Raw genomic sequence first — 14158 nt, 5'->3', positions numbered from 1 at the left:
GCAGAAAATAGTAACTTGTAGAGATCGATTTAGGAGGTGTAATCTTTAATGGCCAGAATAGCTGGGGTAGACTTACCAAGAGACAAAAGAATTGAAATTGGCTTAACTTATATATACGGAATTGGTAGAAAGACTTCAAATGATATATTAGCTAAGGCGGGTATCAACAGTGATACTAGAGTTAAGGACCTTACTGAGGAAGAAGTTAACTCTCTAAGAACAGAGATTGACAAGTATGCAGTAGAAGGGGACTTAAGAAGAGAAATCGCTTTAAACATTAAGAGATTAAGAGAGATTAGATGCTATAGAGGTATCAGACACAGTAAGGGATTACCTGTTAGAGGTCAAAAGACTAAGACAAATGCCCGTACTCGTAAAGGACCTAAGAGAACAGTTTCTCGTAAGAAGAAGAAATAACAGATAAGGAGGGATTAGCCGCATGGCAAAGGTTGCAAAGAAGAAAACCGTTCGTACAAGAAGAAAAGAACGTAAAAATGTTGAACGTGGGCAAGCTCATATTCAATCAACTTTTAATAACTCAATCATCACTTTAACAGATATGCAAGGTAATACATTGGCTTGGTCTAGTGCTGGTCAATTAGGCTTCAAAGGTTCAAGAAAATCCACTCCTTTCGCTGCTCAGATGGCTGCTGAAGCTGCTGCTAAAGTTGCTATGGAACACGGATTAAGAACAGTTGAATGTTACGTTAAGGGGCCAGGAGCTGGTAGAGAAGCTGCTATCAGAGCGTTGCAAGCAGCAGGTCTTGAAGTAAACTTAATTAAAGATGTTACTCCAATTCCTCACAACGGCTGTAGACCACCAAAACGTAGAAGAGTATAGTGAAAGATTAGGAGGTGTAAGAAATGGCTAGATATACAGATGCAGTATGTAGATTATGTCGACGTGAAGGCATGAAACTATACCTAAAGGGAGATCGTTGTTATTCTGATAAGTGTGCGATCACTAAGAGAAACGTACCACCAGGGCAGCACGGACAAAGCAGAAAGAAACTTTCAAACTACGGTATTCAATTAAGAGAAAAGCAAAAGGCGAAGAGATTCTACGGGGTTTTAGAAACTCAATTTAGAAAATACTTCGAAATGGCTGACAAGCAACAGGGAATCACAGGTGATAACTTATTAAGAATTTGTGAAACTCGTTTAGATAATATCGTTTACAGATTAGGCTTTGGTACATCAAGAGCACAAGCAAGACAGTCAGTAGTACATGGACACTTTACTGTAAATGGACAAAAGGTGGATATCCCATCTTATTTAGTAAAAGTTGGAGATGTAATTGCTGTTAGAGATAAGTCTAAGAGTTCTGAGAAGTTTAAGGCAATCGTTGAAAACTTCAATGGATCAGTACCAAATTGGTTAACAGTAGATATGGAAAAATTAGAGGGAAAAATTGTTTCATTGCCTTCAAGAGAAGATATAGATCTACCAATTGCTGAAAATCTAATCGTAGAGTTATATTCTAGATAATAATTTATTAGAATCAGTTACCCTCAAGATATATAGTAAATAGACTTAAAGGAGGGTTTATAATCATGATTGAAATGGAAAAACCTAAAGTGGAAATTGTTGAGGTAAGTGAAGACAATACCTATGGCAAGTTTGTTGTAGAGCCCCTAGAAAGAGGTTACGGAACAACATTAGGAAATTCTTTAAGAAGAATTATGCTATCTTCATTACCAGGGGCTGCTGTTACCTCCATCAAGATTGATGGTGTAATGCACGAGTTTTCCACAATCCCAGGGGTTAAGGAAGATGTAACAGAAATCATATTAAACATGAAGGGATTATCAGTAAAACTTCATGGAAATGAACCTAAAACAATCCGTATTGAAGCTGATGAAGTTGGACCAGTTACTGCTGGTGATATTATTGCTGATGCAGATGTTGAGATTCTTAATCCTGAAATGCACATTGCAACTCTTGATTCAGATGCAAGACTCAACATGGAAATTAATATAACCAATGGACGCGGCTATATCTCCAGCGAAAATAACAAGCATGCAGGTATGCCAATCGGAATTATACCAGTGGATTCCATTTTCACGCCAGTTAGAAAAGTAAGCTATGCAGTTGAAAACACAAGAGTCGGTCAAGTAACTGATTATGACAAGTTAGTCATAGAAGTCTTCACTGATGGAAGTATTAAGCCTGATGAAGCAGTTTCTTTGGCAGCAAAAATTATGAATGAACACTTAAATCTATTCATTACCCTAACTGAACATGTTAACGACGTAGAGATCATGGTACAAAAAGAAGAAGACAAGAAGGAAAAAGTTCTAGAGATGACCATCGAAGAACTAGACCTTTCAGTTCGTTCATATAACTGTCTAAAGCGTGCGGGGATCAATACAGTTGAAGAACTAACCCTAAAGTCTGAAGAAGACATGATGAAGGTTAGAAATCTTGGTAAGAAATCATTAGAAGAAGTACAAAAGAAGCTGGAGGAATTAGGCTTAGGCTTAAGACCTAGCGAAGATTAACAAGGTAGAAGTAAGGAGGGATCAACGTGGCTCAGTATCGTAAATTAGGACGTGAATCAGCCCATAGAAACCTGATGCTAAGAAACTTAGTAACAAGTTTACTTAAAAATGGTAAGATTCAAACAACAGAGGCAAGAGCAAAGGAAACAAGAAGACTAGCTGAAAAGATGATTACCCTCGGTAAAAGAGGAGATCTTCATGCAAGAAGACAAGCTATGGCTTTCATTACAGAAGAAACTGTAGTTAAAAACTTATTTGATGAAATCGCACCAAAGTATCAAGAAAAGAATGGTGGATATACTCGCATCATGAAGCTTGGACAAAGAAGAGGCGACGGAGCAGAAGCAGTTATTCTTGAATTAGTTTAGAATAGATAGGAGGGATTAAGTTAATAGCTTAGTCCCTGTTTTTTATCACAGGAAAAATATTCTAGATGATTGAAAGTCCTTAACATTGGAAGTTCCTACTAAAATAGGGTATAATATAGATGGATTTTTAAAAGTAAATTCCACTAAATAGTAGGCGGTAACTATTGATTTACAATACATAAAAAATTATAGATGATACGAACTCTAACTGATGAGAATGTTGGTTATAATTTTTATGTATTTTAACTCCATTTTTAGTGAAGAGAAGGGATCAGAATGGGAGATATGATTACCACAGACAAGTTACTATATCAATACAGAACAAATGAAAAAGAAGTTACAGCTCTAGATGAGGTTTCTTTAAACATCTACAAAGGTGAATTTGTTGTGATTATTGGTCATAATGGCTCAGGCAAATCAACTTTTGCAAAACACTTGAACGCTCTGTTGCTTCCTGCATCTGGGGATGTTATTGTCAAGGGCCTAAATACTAAGGATGAAGACCGCGTTTGGGAAATTAGACAAACTGCTGGAATGGTTTTTCAAAATCCTGATAATCAGATCGTAGCCACCATTGTAGAAGAGGATGTTGCCTTTGGACCAGAGAACCTTGGAATACCCTCTGAGGAAATTGTAAAACGTGTAGAGGAAGCATTGAAGAGCGTTGACATGCTGGATTTTAGAGGAAAAGCTCCCCATATGTTGTCGGGAGGACAAAAACAAAGAATAGCAATTGCAGGTGTAATTGCCATGAGGCCTGACTGTATTGTATTAGATGAACCGACTGCTATGTTAGATCCATCTGGGCGTAAAGAAGTAATCAATACCATTAAGAAGCTTAATAAAGAGGAAAACATAACTGTCATTCATATAACCCACTTCATGGAGGAAGCTGTAGAAGCTGACCGTGTTGTTGTGATGGAGGCTGGAAAAATAATTTTACAGGGCACACCAGGAGAAGTGTTCTCACAGGTGGACAAGCTAAAGGCCTTAGGACTTGACGTGCCACAGGTGACGGACCTAGCCCATGAGTTAATAAAAGAAGGTATAGATATACCTAGTGATATACTTACAGTGGATGAGATGGTGAAAAAACTATGTCAATTAAAATAGAAAATCTAACCTACATTTATAATCCCAAGAGTCCCTTTGAGAGTAAAGCTCTAGATCATGTGAGTATCGAGATCAAACAAGGGGAGTTTATTGGATTAATCGGACATACAGGTTCTGGAAAATCCACCCTGACACAGCACCTTAATGGGCTGTTAAAACCTACATCTGGTAAGATATACATTAATAATCTAGACATTACAGATAAGAATGTTAAAATGCCAGAAATCAGAAAAAAAGTTGGTCTAGTTTTTCAATATCCAGAACATCAATTATTTGAAGAGACGGTCTACAAGGATATAGCCTTTGGTCCCATTAATTTAGGATTATCGGAGTCGGAAGTAGAGAATCGGGTAAAGGAAGCTATGGGGTTAGTTAAACTTCCTTATGAAGAACTTAAGGACCGATCTCCATTTGAGTTAAGTGGTGGACAGCGCAGAAGAGTTGCAATAGCAGGAGTCTTAGCCATGAAGCCAGAGGTGCTAATCCTAGATGAACCGACAGCAGGCTTAGATCCAAAAAGTCGAGATGAAATACTCCAACAAATCAAGCACCTCCATGAGCAAATGGGTAGTACTGTTATATTAGTATCCCATAGCATGGAGGATATCGCAAAGCTAGTAGGAAGAATAATTGTTATGCATAAGGGAAGCGTGGCGATAACAGGAACCGCCAGAGAAACCTTCAGACAAGTAGAAAAGCTGGAGTCCATCGGTCTAGGAATACCCCAAATATCTTATGTTATGAAAAAGCTTAAGGAAATTGATCCTAGCTTTAATGATGACATATTTACAGTAGAAGAGGCGAAGGATGAGATTATGAAATGGATAAGGAGAAGGAAAAATGCTTAAAGATATTACTATTGGACAACACTATCCAACAGGATCTTTTCTCCATAAGCTAGATCCTAGGACGAAAATTCTAACAACCTTTGCCATTATAGCAGCATTATTTATTGGCATGAACTTCCTTTCGTATACGATATTAGGAGGATTCATATTCATCTGTATATATCTATCCAAAATTCCTATGAAATTTATAATAAAAGGAATTAAGCCTTTAAGAATTATCATTATGATTACTTTTTTAATAAATATATTTATGACCCCCGGTAACATTATTTGGGGTTATGGGCGACTTAATATTACCAGAGAAGGATTATACCAAGGTAGTTTTATGGCAGTTAGATTAATCTTTTTGGTAATGGGGACATCCCTACTGACCTTAACCACAACACCAATAGCATTGACTGACGGAATTGAAAGACTATTGAAACCCTTTAAAAAAATTGGAGTCCCAGCCCATGAACTGGCGATGATGATGACGATAGCCCTTCGTTTTATCCCAACACTACTGGAGGAAACAGATAAAATAATGAAGGCTCAGATTGCAAGGGGAGCAGACTTTGAAAGTGGTAATATTATTAATAGAGCAAAAGGACTAGTGCCCTTGCTAGTACCTCTATTCATAAGTGCCTTCCGCCGTGCTGACGAGTTGGCCATGGCAATGGAAGCAAGATGCTACCGTGGAGGGGATCTTCGTACACGAATGAAGCAATTAAGTATGAGTAGCAAAGATTTTGTCAGCATTTTAATCGTCGGATTACTACTAGCTACAATCATTTCGATTAGAATAATGACTTAATTTTAGAACCTTTGGCAAAACTAGAAAAAGTAAGGAACGAATAGAACAGGGATGGTTATATGAGAAATATCTTGATTGAGGTCGAATATGATGGAACAAACTATTGTGGCTGGCAAATTCAGCCCAATGGAAAAACAATACAAGAAGAGATTATGAAGGTTTTAGAAAACTTAACTGGCAGCTCAATTATAGTCCATGGATCAGGGAGAACTGATTCAAAGGTCCATGCAAAGGGACAAAACGCCAGTTTTCAGCTACAATCATCTATACCTACCCCTAGACTACCCTTAGTCATGAACAGTCTCTTACCGATGGATATAAGCGTTAAAAAGGCAATTGAGGTGCCTATGGAATTCCATGCCCGTTACAGCGCCATAGGAAAGAGATATGTTTACCAAATCCATAGGGGGGAACATAGAAGTCCGCTACTTAGGAATTATGCATATCATTTCTCAAGAAAACTAGATATGGATAAGATCATAAAAGGGAAAGAGTTGTTTGTTGGTACCCATGACTTTAAAGGTTTTATGTCCAGTGGTAGTAGTACAGTTGACACTGTACGAACTATTCATAGCATTGAAATAGAAGAAAAAGGTGACTGCTTATGGATCAGCTTTGAAGGCAATGGATTTCTCTACAATATGGTTAGAATAATGGTTGGAACACTAATAGAATTGGGGACTTATAAGAAATCTGAGGAAGATATTATTAAGGCAATTAAAGAAGGTAACAGGAATTTTGCAGGACATAAAGCCCCACCCCAAGGATTATATCTAGATAAAGTATTTTACCCCTTGACACACTAGGTAGGTTGTATTACAATAATTACAGTGTGTATAAATGATCCACTAGCCCCGGGTCGTTGTATATAGATTGCACGAGGAAACTAAATGAGATGAATACTCACCAGTACTTTAAGGAGGGAAAACGATGAAGTCATATATGGCAAAAGCCAGTGAAGTAGAAAGAAAGTGGTATGTAGTTGACGCAGAAGGTAAAACTTTAGGTCGTTTAGCTACAGAAGTAGCGACAATTTTAAGAGGTAAGCACAAACCAGAATATACACCTCATGTAGATACAGGAGATTTCGTTATTGTTATCAACGCTGAGAAGGTAGAATTAACAGGTAAGAAGCTAGATCAAAAGATGTATACTTACCACACAGGACATCCAGGTGGATTAAGACAAATTCCATTCAGAAGAATGTTAGCTGAAAAGCCTGAAAAAGTTATGTACAATGCAATAAAAGGCATGCTTCCAAAGACAAGATTAGGAAGACAAATGGTTAAAAAATTAAAAGTATATGCTGGCGCTCAACATAATCACGAAGCTCAAAAGCCAGAAATGCTTGAAATTTAGTTAATATTGGAAGGAGGAGTTATTGATTATGGCAAAGTTAGCTTATTACGGAACAGGAAGAAGAAAGAAGTCTATCGCTAGAGTTAGATTAGTTCCAGGTGAAGGGAACATTTCAATAAATAAAAGAGATATCGAAGAATACTTTAACTATGAAACATTAAGAAGAGAAGTAAGACTACCATTAATGTTAACTGAAACATTAAGCAAGTTCGATGTAATTGCTACAGTTAATGGTGGAGGTTATACTGGACAAGCTGGTGCTTTAAGACATGGTATTGCTAGAGCATTAATTAAGTCTGACGAAGAATTAAGATCTCCATTAAAGAAAGCTGGTTTCTTAACAAGAGACGCAAGAGCTAAAGAAAGAAAGAAGTATGGTTTAAAGGCTGCCAGAAGAGCACCTCAGTTCTCAAAGAGATAATTATACTTTCCATACAAAAAGACTGTCATTCGACAGTCTTTTTCTTTTTCCCGGGAAATACTTCCCATTATTCCACACCTCAAGGAGCTATTGGTTATTCGTAATTCTATTTACAAGAACATCTATTTCCGTATTGACGTTACTTATTTTATTATTCAAACTGTCAATATTAGAAGCCAATACCCTATCTTTAATCCTACCATTATTATCATCCACCGCCAACAGTTGTATTGCTGCTAGATACTCTTTAGTCTGATCAGTATGATCCTTTAGCTGGTTAATTTGTTCCATTAAGGCCTTAACGTCCTTCATATTTTCCATGACATAACCTCCCAAATATTGTATTAATGTTGTGTTTATTCAACAAAAAGCTGTAGGATTATTGTCCCCTGTTGTAAAACAATAATACAGAAAATTATTAAAGTAAATAGCCTCTCTTTTGTATAGGATAAGTATTAATGCCATATATATTTACATACGGCTTTTTTATATGAAGATAGTAAGTAGGATAATTGAAAAATTAAGGAAGGGGGAGACATTTTTGCGTGTTATTATTATCAGAAAAAGATGGATTAATTATGGAGTGATACTTGCCATACTAATGACGATATTAGGCATATTGATAAATAGATACATAAATTTATCACAACAAACTTTTTTCATACCAAGTACAGCAAAGACAATTGTAATAGATCCCGGTCATGGAGGAATAGATCCAGGCGCTATTGGGACAGGAAACGTCTATGAAAAAGATATTAATCTGCACATAGCCCTTTGTTTAAGAGAATACCTTGAGCAAAGTGGGTCAATAGTCGTGATGACTAGGGAAGAAGATACTGGACTGTATGATAATACTGGAAGCATCAGAAATAAGAAGAATCAAGATTTGAAGCGACGAAAAGAAATTGTCACCAATGCAAATGGGCATGTCTTTATATCAATACACTTAAACGCTTTTCCACAAAAACAATATTATGGAGCACAAACCTTCTATCCTAAAGATAGTTTAATATCAAAAAAACTAGCTGAAACTATTCAATCCTCATTAGTTGAAGTACTAGACCCAAATAATAAAAGAAAAGCCCAATCGAAGAATGATATATATTTGATTAAGGAGATTAAAATACCCACTGTATTGATAGAATGTGGCTTTCTATCAAATCCACAGGAGTTAACAAAACTACAAAATCAAGAATACCAGAAAAAAATTGCATGGGGAATTTATGTAGGGGTACAACAGTACTTTGGAGAGAAGGAGTAAATAGTATTGTGGATAAAAATTGTGGATAGTGTGCATAACAAACAGCTGCTTCTCAAGTTGTTAGAATTACAAGAAGTCTATTAAAGCATATCATAGGATTAATACACATAAAACTGTGCATAAGGTATTGAATTATGGGGATAAAAAAAGTAGGATTTAAAATCCTACTATAAAGTCTTCCCTGGCATAATCATGTCTAGTAAACCAATGATTACTGCCCCAATAATTGCCCCCAAAATAGTCACCCTCATGGCAGGGACAAAGAATTGTGTACCATAAATTACGACGGAAGCTACTACAAAACCAGTAAGCCCTCTACCAAAAGGGGAGGCATCTAGCTTAAAAACACGGTTTATCAAATAATCAGCCAATGATATTACTGCAGCCGCGATTAAAATACTCCATAAGCCTCTGATACTAAAACCAGGAGTTAAAAATGCTGCTACAGCAATGACAACAGAAGATAAAACAAACCTCAAAATGAAACTAACCCAGCCTCCAGATGTTGAGATACGGGCATTTTTAAGATGCTCATCAGACATTGATCATCACTCCTTCTCACGTATTTAATAATAGCTTTTGATATATTAGAAAATTTTATTCTTCCACTAAAGCTAAGGAAAAAGACAGCTAAAGCAAAAGTGAGGGAAAATAACCTCAAATTCAGCCAGTACAAGGAGGAGATTAAATTGAAAAAAAATATTCGTATTATCATGGTACCCAAAAAGATAATACTTTATCTATTAATAGGTTTTTCACTTATTTTAGTGCTAGTACTGTTTAATAGATATACCCTAGGAATTTAACACTATCATCTGATTAAATAGGCTTTATCTGGATATAACTACAAATAAATCTAAAACACAAACGGAGGCGACTGCAATGGAAAAGTGCCAAGGATGTAATTATTATCAAAATGGGAAATGTGGAACATCCACATGTATAGTAGAAGAAGGGAATCCTTTAAATAAAATAAAACACGTAATTGGTATCATGAGTGGTAAAGGTGGAGTAGGAAAATCTACAGTAACTGCCCTTTTAGCAAATGCATTAAAGAAGAATGGTAATCAAGTAGGGATACTAGACGGGGACATTACTGGTCCTAGTATAGCAAAGATTTTTGGCATAAAGGGACCAGTTTTAAATTCCGAAAATGGTGTAATTCCAGCGGAGACAGAAAATAAAGTTAAAATCATGTCCATGAATCTTCTACTACCAAAGGAAAGTGACCCTGTTATATGGAGGGGGCCTGTGGTGGCAGGAGTGATCAATCAATTTTGGAATGATGTAATATGGGGAGAGCTAGATTATTTATTAATAGATCTTCCTCCAGGAACCGGAGATGTTGCATTGACAGTAATGCAATCAATCCCAGTTGATGGCATCATTATGGTTACTTCTCCCCAGAGCTTAGTACATATGATTGTTAAAAAGGGAATCAAAATGACTCAAAAAATGGATAAGAAAATACTAGGCGTGATAGAGAACATGAGTTATGTTCAGCCACCAGGATACCCAGAACCCTATTATTTGTTCGGAAAGGGGAAAACAGAGGAAGTGGTAAAGCAACTGGGGTTAGAGTTTTTGGGAGGATTTCCTATTGAAAAGGAAATGGTGGAGTTGGCAGATCAAGGAGCTATTCACAAGTATGACAATCAATTATTCAAGCAATTAGCCGATAAAGTAGAGACTACAATAAAATAATAAGGCTGTATGCTATTATTTCTAATCGAATAAAAAAGTCCCTTAGGGGACTTTTCTATTTGATTAGATAGAGGTTGGTATATATTATTAGTTAGTTACTAGCTTCAGGAGAGTTGTATCTTTTTTGGTAGTAATCATAAATTTCTTGAAAGCCTATGTCTAGATGATCACAAAGGTGAAGATATTGCGCAAACAGTCTAATATAGATGCTTAAGGAGCGATAGAAATCCTCCTGTAGGAGAGCCTGCCGAAGGGCTGTGATATCATCAAAGATAGAGGAAAAAGTTTTGATGATACTGTTATCTTTTTCAACACGATTGATGGCGTTCAAATCAATAATGTTAAAGGAGTGGGTATTGCCAATTGAAAGAAGAAATCCCATAGAGTCAAGAACTCTAGTAAATAGCTTTTCTTTAGGTATATTAGGTTTGATCTTTGAATATTTATAGCACTTTGTTAAATTAGCAATTTCAGCAGTTTTAACCTGTAGCGCTAAAAACTTAAGATCAAATACATTTTCAGAACCTAAGTAATCCTCTTGAAGATCAGTAAAATTTTTTATGCTATTTTCTATAAGATCTTGAATTTTAAACAATTCCTTTAGTTCCATACATATACCTCCTATGTTTTTAATACTAGGTACTAATACTAGATATTATTAGTATATCAAAAAAATAATCATATTACCATAGAAATTTTAAATTTATTTAAATTTTATTTTGAATTTTTAGATAATAATTAATACATATCTCACCATTATTAGAAGGGCCAATTTGCGACCTCCTTTCTAATTAAGTCGATTGAAACAATGAATTTTAATTGTTATAATTGAAAGAGTTGTTAAGCCTAATCAACTCTGAAGGAGTGAATAAGATGGAAGTAAGTCAGATAGTTATCAAAAATATCATTATGCATATTTTAGATGCCAATGTAGGTATGCCGATTTTATCCAACTGGCAACATCCTGATACAGATGAAATATATGAGTTTTTGGAAATACATATATCAAAATTATTAAAGGATCAAAATCTCAAACCAGCAACTTTTAATAGGGAGCAAAACCCTGTATGTAATTATGCAGAAGAGTTAGGACAAACAAGAAATGCCTTTGTACAATATACCGGTGAAATGGCCAAGCTTGTTTACGATATTATCATTAAAAACCCCGAGATACCATCGGCAGATTTAGTATTTTGTATCTTTGAGGTGGAACAACAGTCCTTTATGGCAATTCTGAAGTTTAATTATCGTTATTCCTATATTCATTATACTGAGGATGGTGAAGAGGGAAGAGTCAATAGCATAATCAAGCAAAAAACTGCTTTGCCAAATGATAGTCAAAAGGTAGATGAAGGTGCTATTATTAATTTAGAAAATATGCATATTCAGCTTTTGGAGAAGGAATATGAAATCAATGGGGAAAAGCAATTTTATTTTTCAAGGTTATTTCTGAAGTGTAATAGTCGCCAGTCGGATATTGAAAAAGCTAAGAACTTTAAAAAGGTGACAGAAAGCTTTAATAAAAAATACTTTAATCAAGATATGCAAATATCCGATGGATTTGGCAAAGAAGTACTAAAAAGCATAGAGGAAACTGGCAATATAGATATTCCACAAATTACAGAAAAAGTCTTTAAAGATAATGAAGAGATGAAGGAAATGTATATTGATTATATTGAAAAGGCAGGATTTATTGAAGATCATGTGGAGATTAAGGAAGATGTGGTAAGAAAGGTATTTAATAAAAGAAAAATAAAAACGGATAACGGAATAGAAATTAATTTATCCCTAGAACAGGAAAATGATAACCTAGAATTCGTCAATAACTATGATGGAACAATTACAATAATCATTAAAAACGTCAATTCGATCTCCTATAAATAAAGTAATCTTAATGATTACAGAGGATGCTAAAACAATCAACTTACTGTTAACTATAATGGAAGCCACCAGCATATTAATTACTGGTGGCTTTCTTATTAAAACTAACTGTAAAGTCTAAAAAAGGGCATTGTTCTAGGAGTAAATATTACATTTAAGAGGAAAAATAAGAAAAGGAGGTAATGGGATGAAAATTAAAAAATTAGCCTACAAGACAACCTTATATATACCTACAGAGGATGGAGATAATCAATCACTACCAAAAGGAACTCTTGATGAATTAATGGAGGAGTCATTAAAATCTCTTGTAAAACTGGGGGGAGGAGCCACCATTGTTGACGGAATGGGGTATTGGAAAGACGAAAAAAACATAGTGGAAAAAATGGAGACAAAGCTAATCATATGTCATGTAGACGATTTAGAAAAATCAGTAGATATCCTAAAAAAATTATCCCTGCAGATTAAGAAAAAAACAAATTCGAAGGCAGTGTGCTTTGAGATAAACGATAGTTTATATATTTTATAACGAATAGGAAAGTGCTACATTGAATTAATATAAAAGAGAACTTTCGTAAATGAGTTTAACATAAGTTATCAATTAAATCTTCCGAAAGAAAACTTTGTTCTAAATAATATTGATAGAAGACATAAAAAATTAGTGGGAGGGATTATATGAAAGTAGCCATCATGGGGGCTGGACTTTCTGGAATAGCCTGTGGTATCACCTTAGAAAGAGAAGGGATTCCCTTCGATATATACGAAAAGAGAAGTCAGGTGGATGATCGATTTGTAAATGGGGAGATTTTCTTAAATATATTAAATCTACCTAAGAAGGATTGTATTCATTACATGACAGAGGAATGGGGAATCAACCTGAAACCAGCGGGACATATAAAAGAGCTAGTTTTATACTCCGAAAATGAAAAGGCTGTAATACAAGGAGGCAATATAGGGTTTAATGTTGTTCGGGGAAGGCATCAGCAATCCATCGCTAATCAAATGAGGAGTCAACTAAAGACCCCCATCCAATTCAATTCAAAACATACTTATGAGGAACTATTAGATAAATATACCCATGTTGTACTAGCCACTGGGGACGGAGATTATAGTAAAAGATTAGGAAATTATCAGGAGGATCTAACCGTAACCCTCAATGGGCTAATTCTCCGAGGGGAATTTGATCGATATACCACTATGGCATGGTTAGATAACACTATTGCTCCAAAGGGATACTGCTATTTTATTCCTTTATCCAGCACAGAGGCAAATCTGGTGGTGGCATATCCTGACTATCCAGATAGCCAGGCGTATGATAGCAATGTACTTGTAGAGAAATTACATTCAAAACTCAAGGAAGAACTGCAACAGCCCCTAGAGGTGCTAGATCAATTTCAAATAACAAAGTATATCATTGGAATCTGCAAAACCCCTAGAATAGGAAATACCTTTTTCGTAGGTAATTGCTTTGGAGCAATCATGCCCTTCCTAGGCTTTGGACAATTCACCGCCATTATGACGGGGGTATATGCTGCAGAGGATATTGGAGGTAAGGGAAAATATGCAGAGTTGGTGAAGGATTTAAAGCGTAGTTATGAAGATTCCCTTGTACTAAGACGGGGCATGGAGGGGCTAGATAATAGTCAGTTTGATTTTATAGTGCGGCACTTAAAGGGAGAAACTGGAAATAAAATCTTGAATTCTAGTAAAATCGATATTATGAAGTTTGCCAGTACCCTATTAAAGCCTTTTGTTAAGGAGCATAGATGATTTTGGAGTCAGAGGGACTGGAGTCAGACGAGTCAGAGGGACGGTTCCGTGCGCCAAGCAAAGGGCGCACCATATAGTGGGTGGGAACCCCGCTGAGAAAGATTTAGCAAATCACTCATAGCGAGTCTTGGGCGACGTAGGG

At 35.8% G+C, this 14158-nt stretch carries 19 protein-coding genes; 16 read left to right on the top strand and 3 right to left on the bottom strand.

What is annotated here, in order from left to right; genetic code table 11:
* The first annotated feature begins 48 nt into the window (after positions 1-48).
* The 11 genes from rpsM (at position 49) to rpsI (ending at position 7403) form a co-directional block, all read left to right on the top strand.
* Positions 49-417 (top strand): 30S ribosomal protein S13, encoded by a 369-nt coding sequence (gene rpsM / locus JOC73_RS09020; protein WP_204402292.1) that lies wholly within the window; start codon positions 49-51, stop codon positions 415-417.
* Positions 418-439: 22 nt separating this feature from the next.
* Positions 440-841 (top strand): 30S ribosomal protein S11, encoded by a 402-nt coding sequence (gene rpsK, locus JOC73_RS09015; protein WP_204402290.1) that lies wholly within the window; start codon positions 440-442, stop codon positions 839-841.
* Between the two features lie 23 nt (positions 842-864).
* Positions 865-1488: a 30S ribosomal protein S4 gene (gene rpsD, locus JOC73_RS09010; protein WP_204402288.1), complete on the top strand. Its 624-nt coding sequence runs from the start codon at positions 865-867 to the stop codon at positions 1486-1488.
* Between the two features lie 65 nt (positions 1489-1553).
* A complete protein-coding gene (locus tag JOC73_RS09005; protein WP_204402280.1) occupies positions 1554-2501 on the top strand; it encodes a DNA-directed RNA polymerase subunit alpha in 948 nt (315 codons plus the stop codon).
* Between the two features lie 26 nt (positions 2502-2527).
* Complete coding sequence (rplQ, locus tag JOC73_RS09000) at positions 2528-2869, top strand: 50S ribosomal protein L17 (RefSeq protein ID WP_204402278.1); 342 nt, start codon at positions 2528-2530, stop codon at positions 2867-2869.
* Between the two features lie 276 nt (positions 2870-3145).
* Positions 3146-3982: an energy-coupling factor transporter ATPase gene (locus JOC73_RS08995; RefSeq protein WP_204402276.1), complete on the top strand. Its 837-nt coding sequence runs from the start codon at positions 3146-3148 to the stop codon at positions 3980-3982.
* The gene (locus JOC73_RS08990) at positions 3967-4830 is read left to right on the top strand and encodes an energy-coupling factor transporter ATPase (RefSeq protein WP_204402273.1); all 864 of its coding nucleotides are present in this window, start codon (positions 3967-3969) and stop codon (positions 4828-4830) included. The genes JOC73_RS08995 and JOC73_RS08990 overlap by 16 nt, the downstream gene beginning before the upstream one ends.
* Positions 4823-5623, top strand: a complete 801-nt coding sequence (locus tag JOC73_RS08985) for an energy-coupling factor transporter transmembrane component T family protein (RefSeq protein WP_204402271.1) — start codon at positions 4823-4825, stop codon at positions 5621-5623. Before JOC73_RS08990 ends, JOC73_RS08985 begins: the two co-directional genes overlap by 8 nt.
* Before the next feature lie 59 nt (positions 5624-5682).
* The gene (truA, locus tag JOC73_RS08980; protein WP_204402269.1) at positions 5683-6429 is read left to right on the top strand and encodes a tRNA pseudouridine(38-40) synthase TruA; all 747 of its coding nucleotides are present in this window, start codon (positions 5683-5685) and stop codon (positions 6427-6429) included.
* A gap of 124 nt (positions 6430-6553) precedes the next feature.
* Positions 6554-6982 (top strand): 50S ribosomal protein L13, encoded by a 429-nt coding sequence (gene rplM, locus JOC73_RS08975; RefSeq protein WP_204402268.1) that lies wholly within the window; start codon positions 6554-6556, stop codon positions 6980-6982.
* Positions 6983-7010: 28 nt separating this feature from the next.
* Positions 7011-7403: a 30S ribosomal protein S9 gene (gene rpsI / locus JOC73_RS08970; protein WP_204402266.1), complete on the top strand. Its 393-nt coding sequence runs from the start codon at positions 7011-7013 to the stop codon at positions 7401-7403.
* 87 nt (positions 7404-7490) lie between these two features.
* Here rpsI and JOC73_RS08965 read toward each other — a convergent pair whose 3' ends face one another.
* Positions 7491-7724 carry a hypothetical protein gene (locus tag JOC73_RS08965; protein WP_204402264.1) on the bottom strand — a complete coding sequence of 78 codons (234 nt, stop codon included), beginning with the start codon at positions 7722-7724 and terminating at the stop codon, positions 7491-7493.
* 220 nt (positions 7725-7944) lie between these two features.
* Between JOC73_RS08965 and cwlD the strand changes: the two genes are divergently transcribed.
* Positions 7945-8664 carry an N-acetylmuramoyl-L-alanine amidase CwlD gene (gene cwlD / locus JOC73_RS08960; RefSeq protein ID WP_243427915.1) on the top strand — a complete coding sequence of 240 codons (720 nt, stop codon included), beginning with the start codon at positions 7945-7947 and terminating at the stop codon, positions 8662-8664.
* A gap of 167 nt (positions 8665-8831) precedes the next feature.
* On the opposite strand, the gene JOC73_RS08955 is transcribed toward cwlD, so the two are convergent.
* Positions 8832-9206: a phage holin family protein gene (locus tag JOC73_RS08955; protein ID WP_204402261.1), complete on the bottom strand. Its 375-nt coding sequence runs from the start codon at positions 9204-9206 to the stop codon at positions 8832-8834.
* 340 nt (positions 9207-9546) lie between these two features.
* Here JOC73_RS08955 and JOC73_RS08950 point away from each other — a divergent pair, with 340 nt between their 5' ends.
* Entirely contained in the window at positions 9547-10368 is an 822-nt protein-coding gene (locus JOC73_RS08950; RefSeq protein ID WP_204402259.1) for an Mrp/NBP35 family ATP-binding protein, read from the top strand.
* A gap of 91 nt (positions 10369-10459) precedes the next feature.
* Here JOC73_RS08950 and JOC73_RS08945 read toward each other — a convergent pair whose 3' ends face one another.
* Complete coding sequence (locus JOC73_RS08945) at positions 10460-10978, bottom strand: dUTP diphosphatase (RefSeq protein WP_204402257.1); 519 nt, start codon at positions 10976-10978, stop codon at positions 10460-10462.
* A 263-nt stretch (positions 10979-11241) separates the two neighbouring features.
* Between JOC73_RS08945 and JOC73_RS08940 the strand changes: the two genes are divergently transcribed.
* The 3 genes from JOC73_RS08940 to JOC73_RS08930 all read left to right on the top strand — a co-directional run bounded on the left by JOC73_RS08940 (position 11242) and on the right by JOC73_RS08930 (position 14016).
* Positions 11242-12252 carry a nucleoid-associated protein gene (locus JOC73_RS08940; protein ID WP_204402255.1) on the top strand — a complete coding sequence of 337 codons (1011 nt, stop codon included), beginning with the start codon at positions 11242-11244 and terminating at the stop codon, positions 12250-12252.
* A gap of 184 nt (positions 12253-12436) precedes the next feature.
* The gene (locus JOC73_RS08935; protein WP_204402253.1) at positions 12437-12775 is read left to right on the top strand and encodes a hypothetical protein; all 339 of its coding nucleotides are present in this window, start codon (positions 12437-12439) and stop codon (positions 12773-12775) included.
* A gap of 146 nt (positions 12776-12921) precedes the next feature.
* A complete protein-coding gene (locus JOC73_RS08930) occupies positions 12922-14016 on the top strand; it encodes an NAD(P)/FAD-dependent oxidoreductase (RefSeq protein WP_204402251.1) in 1095 nt (364 codons plus the stop codon).
* Positions 14017-14158 lie beyond the last annotated feature (142 nt).

It is taken from the genome of Alkaliphilus hydrothermalis (genome assembly GCF_016908555.1).
Taxonomy (GTDB): Bacteria; Bacillota; Clostridia; order Peptostreptococcales; family Natronincolaceae; genus Alkaliphilus; species Alkaliphilus hydrothermalis.
The sequence above is the reverse complement of the archived record's forward strand: the minus strand, read 5'-3'. Positions and strand labels throughout refer to the sequence as shown.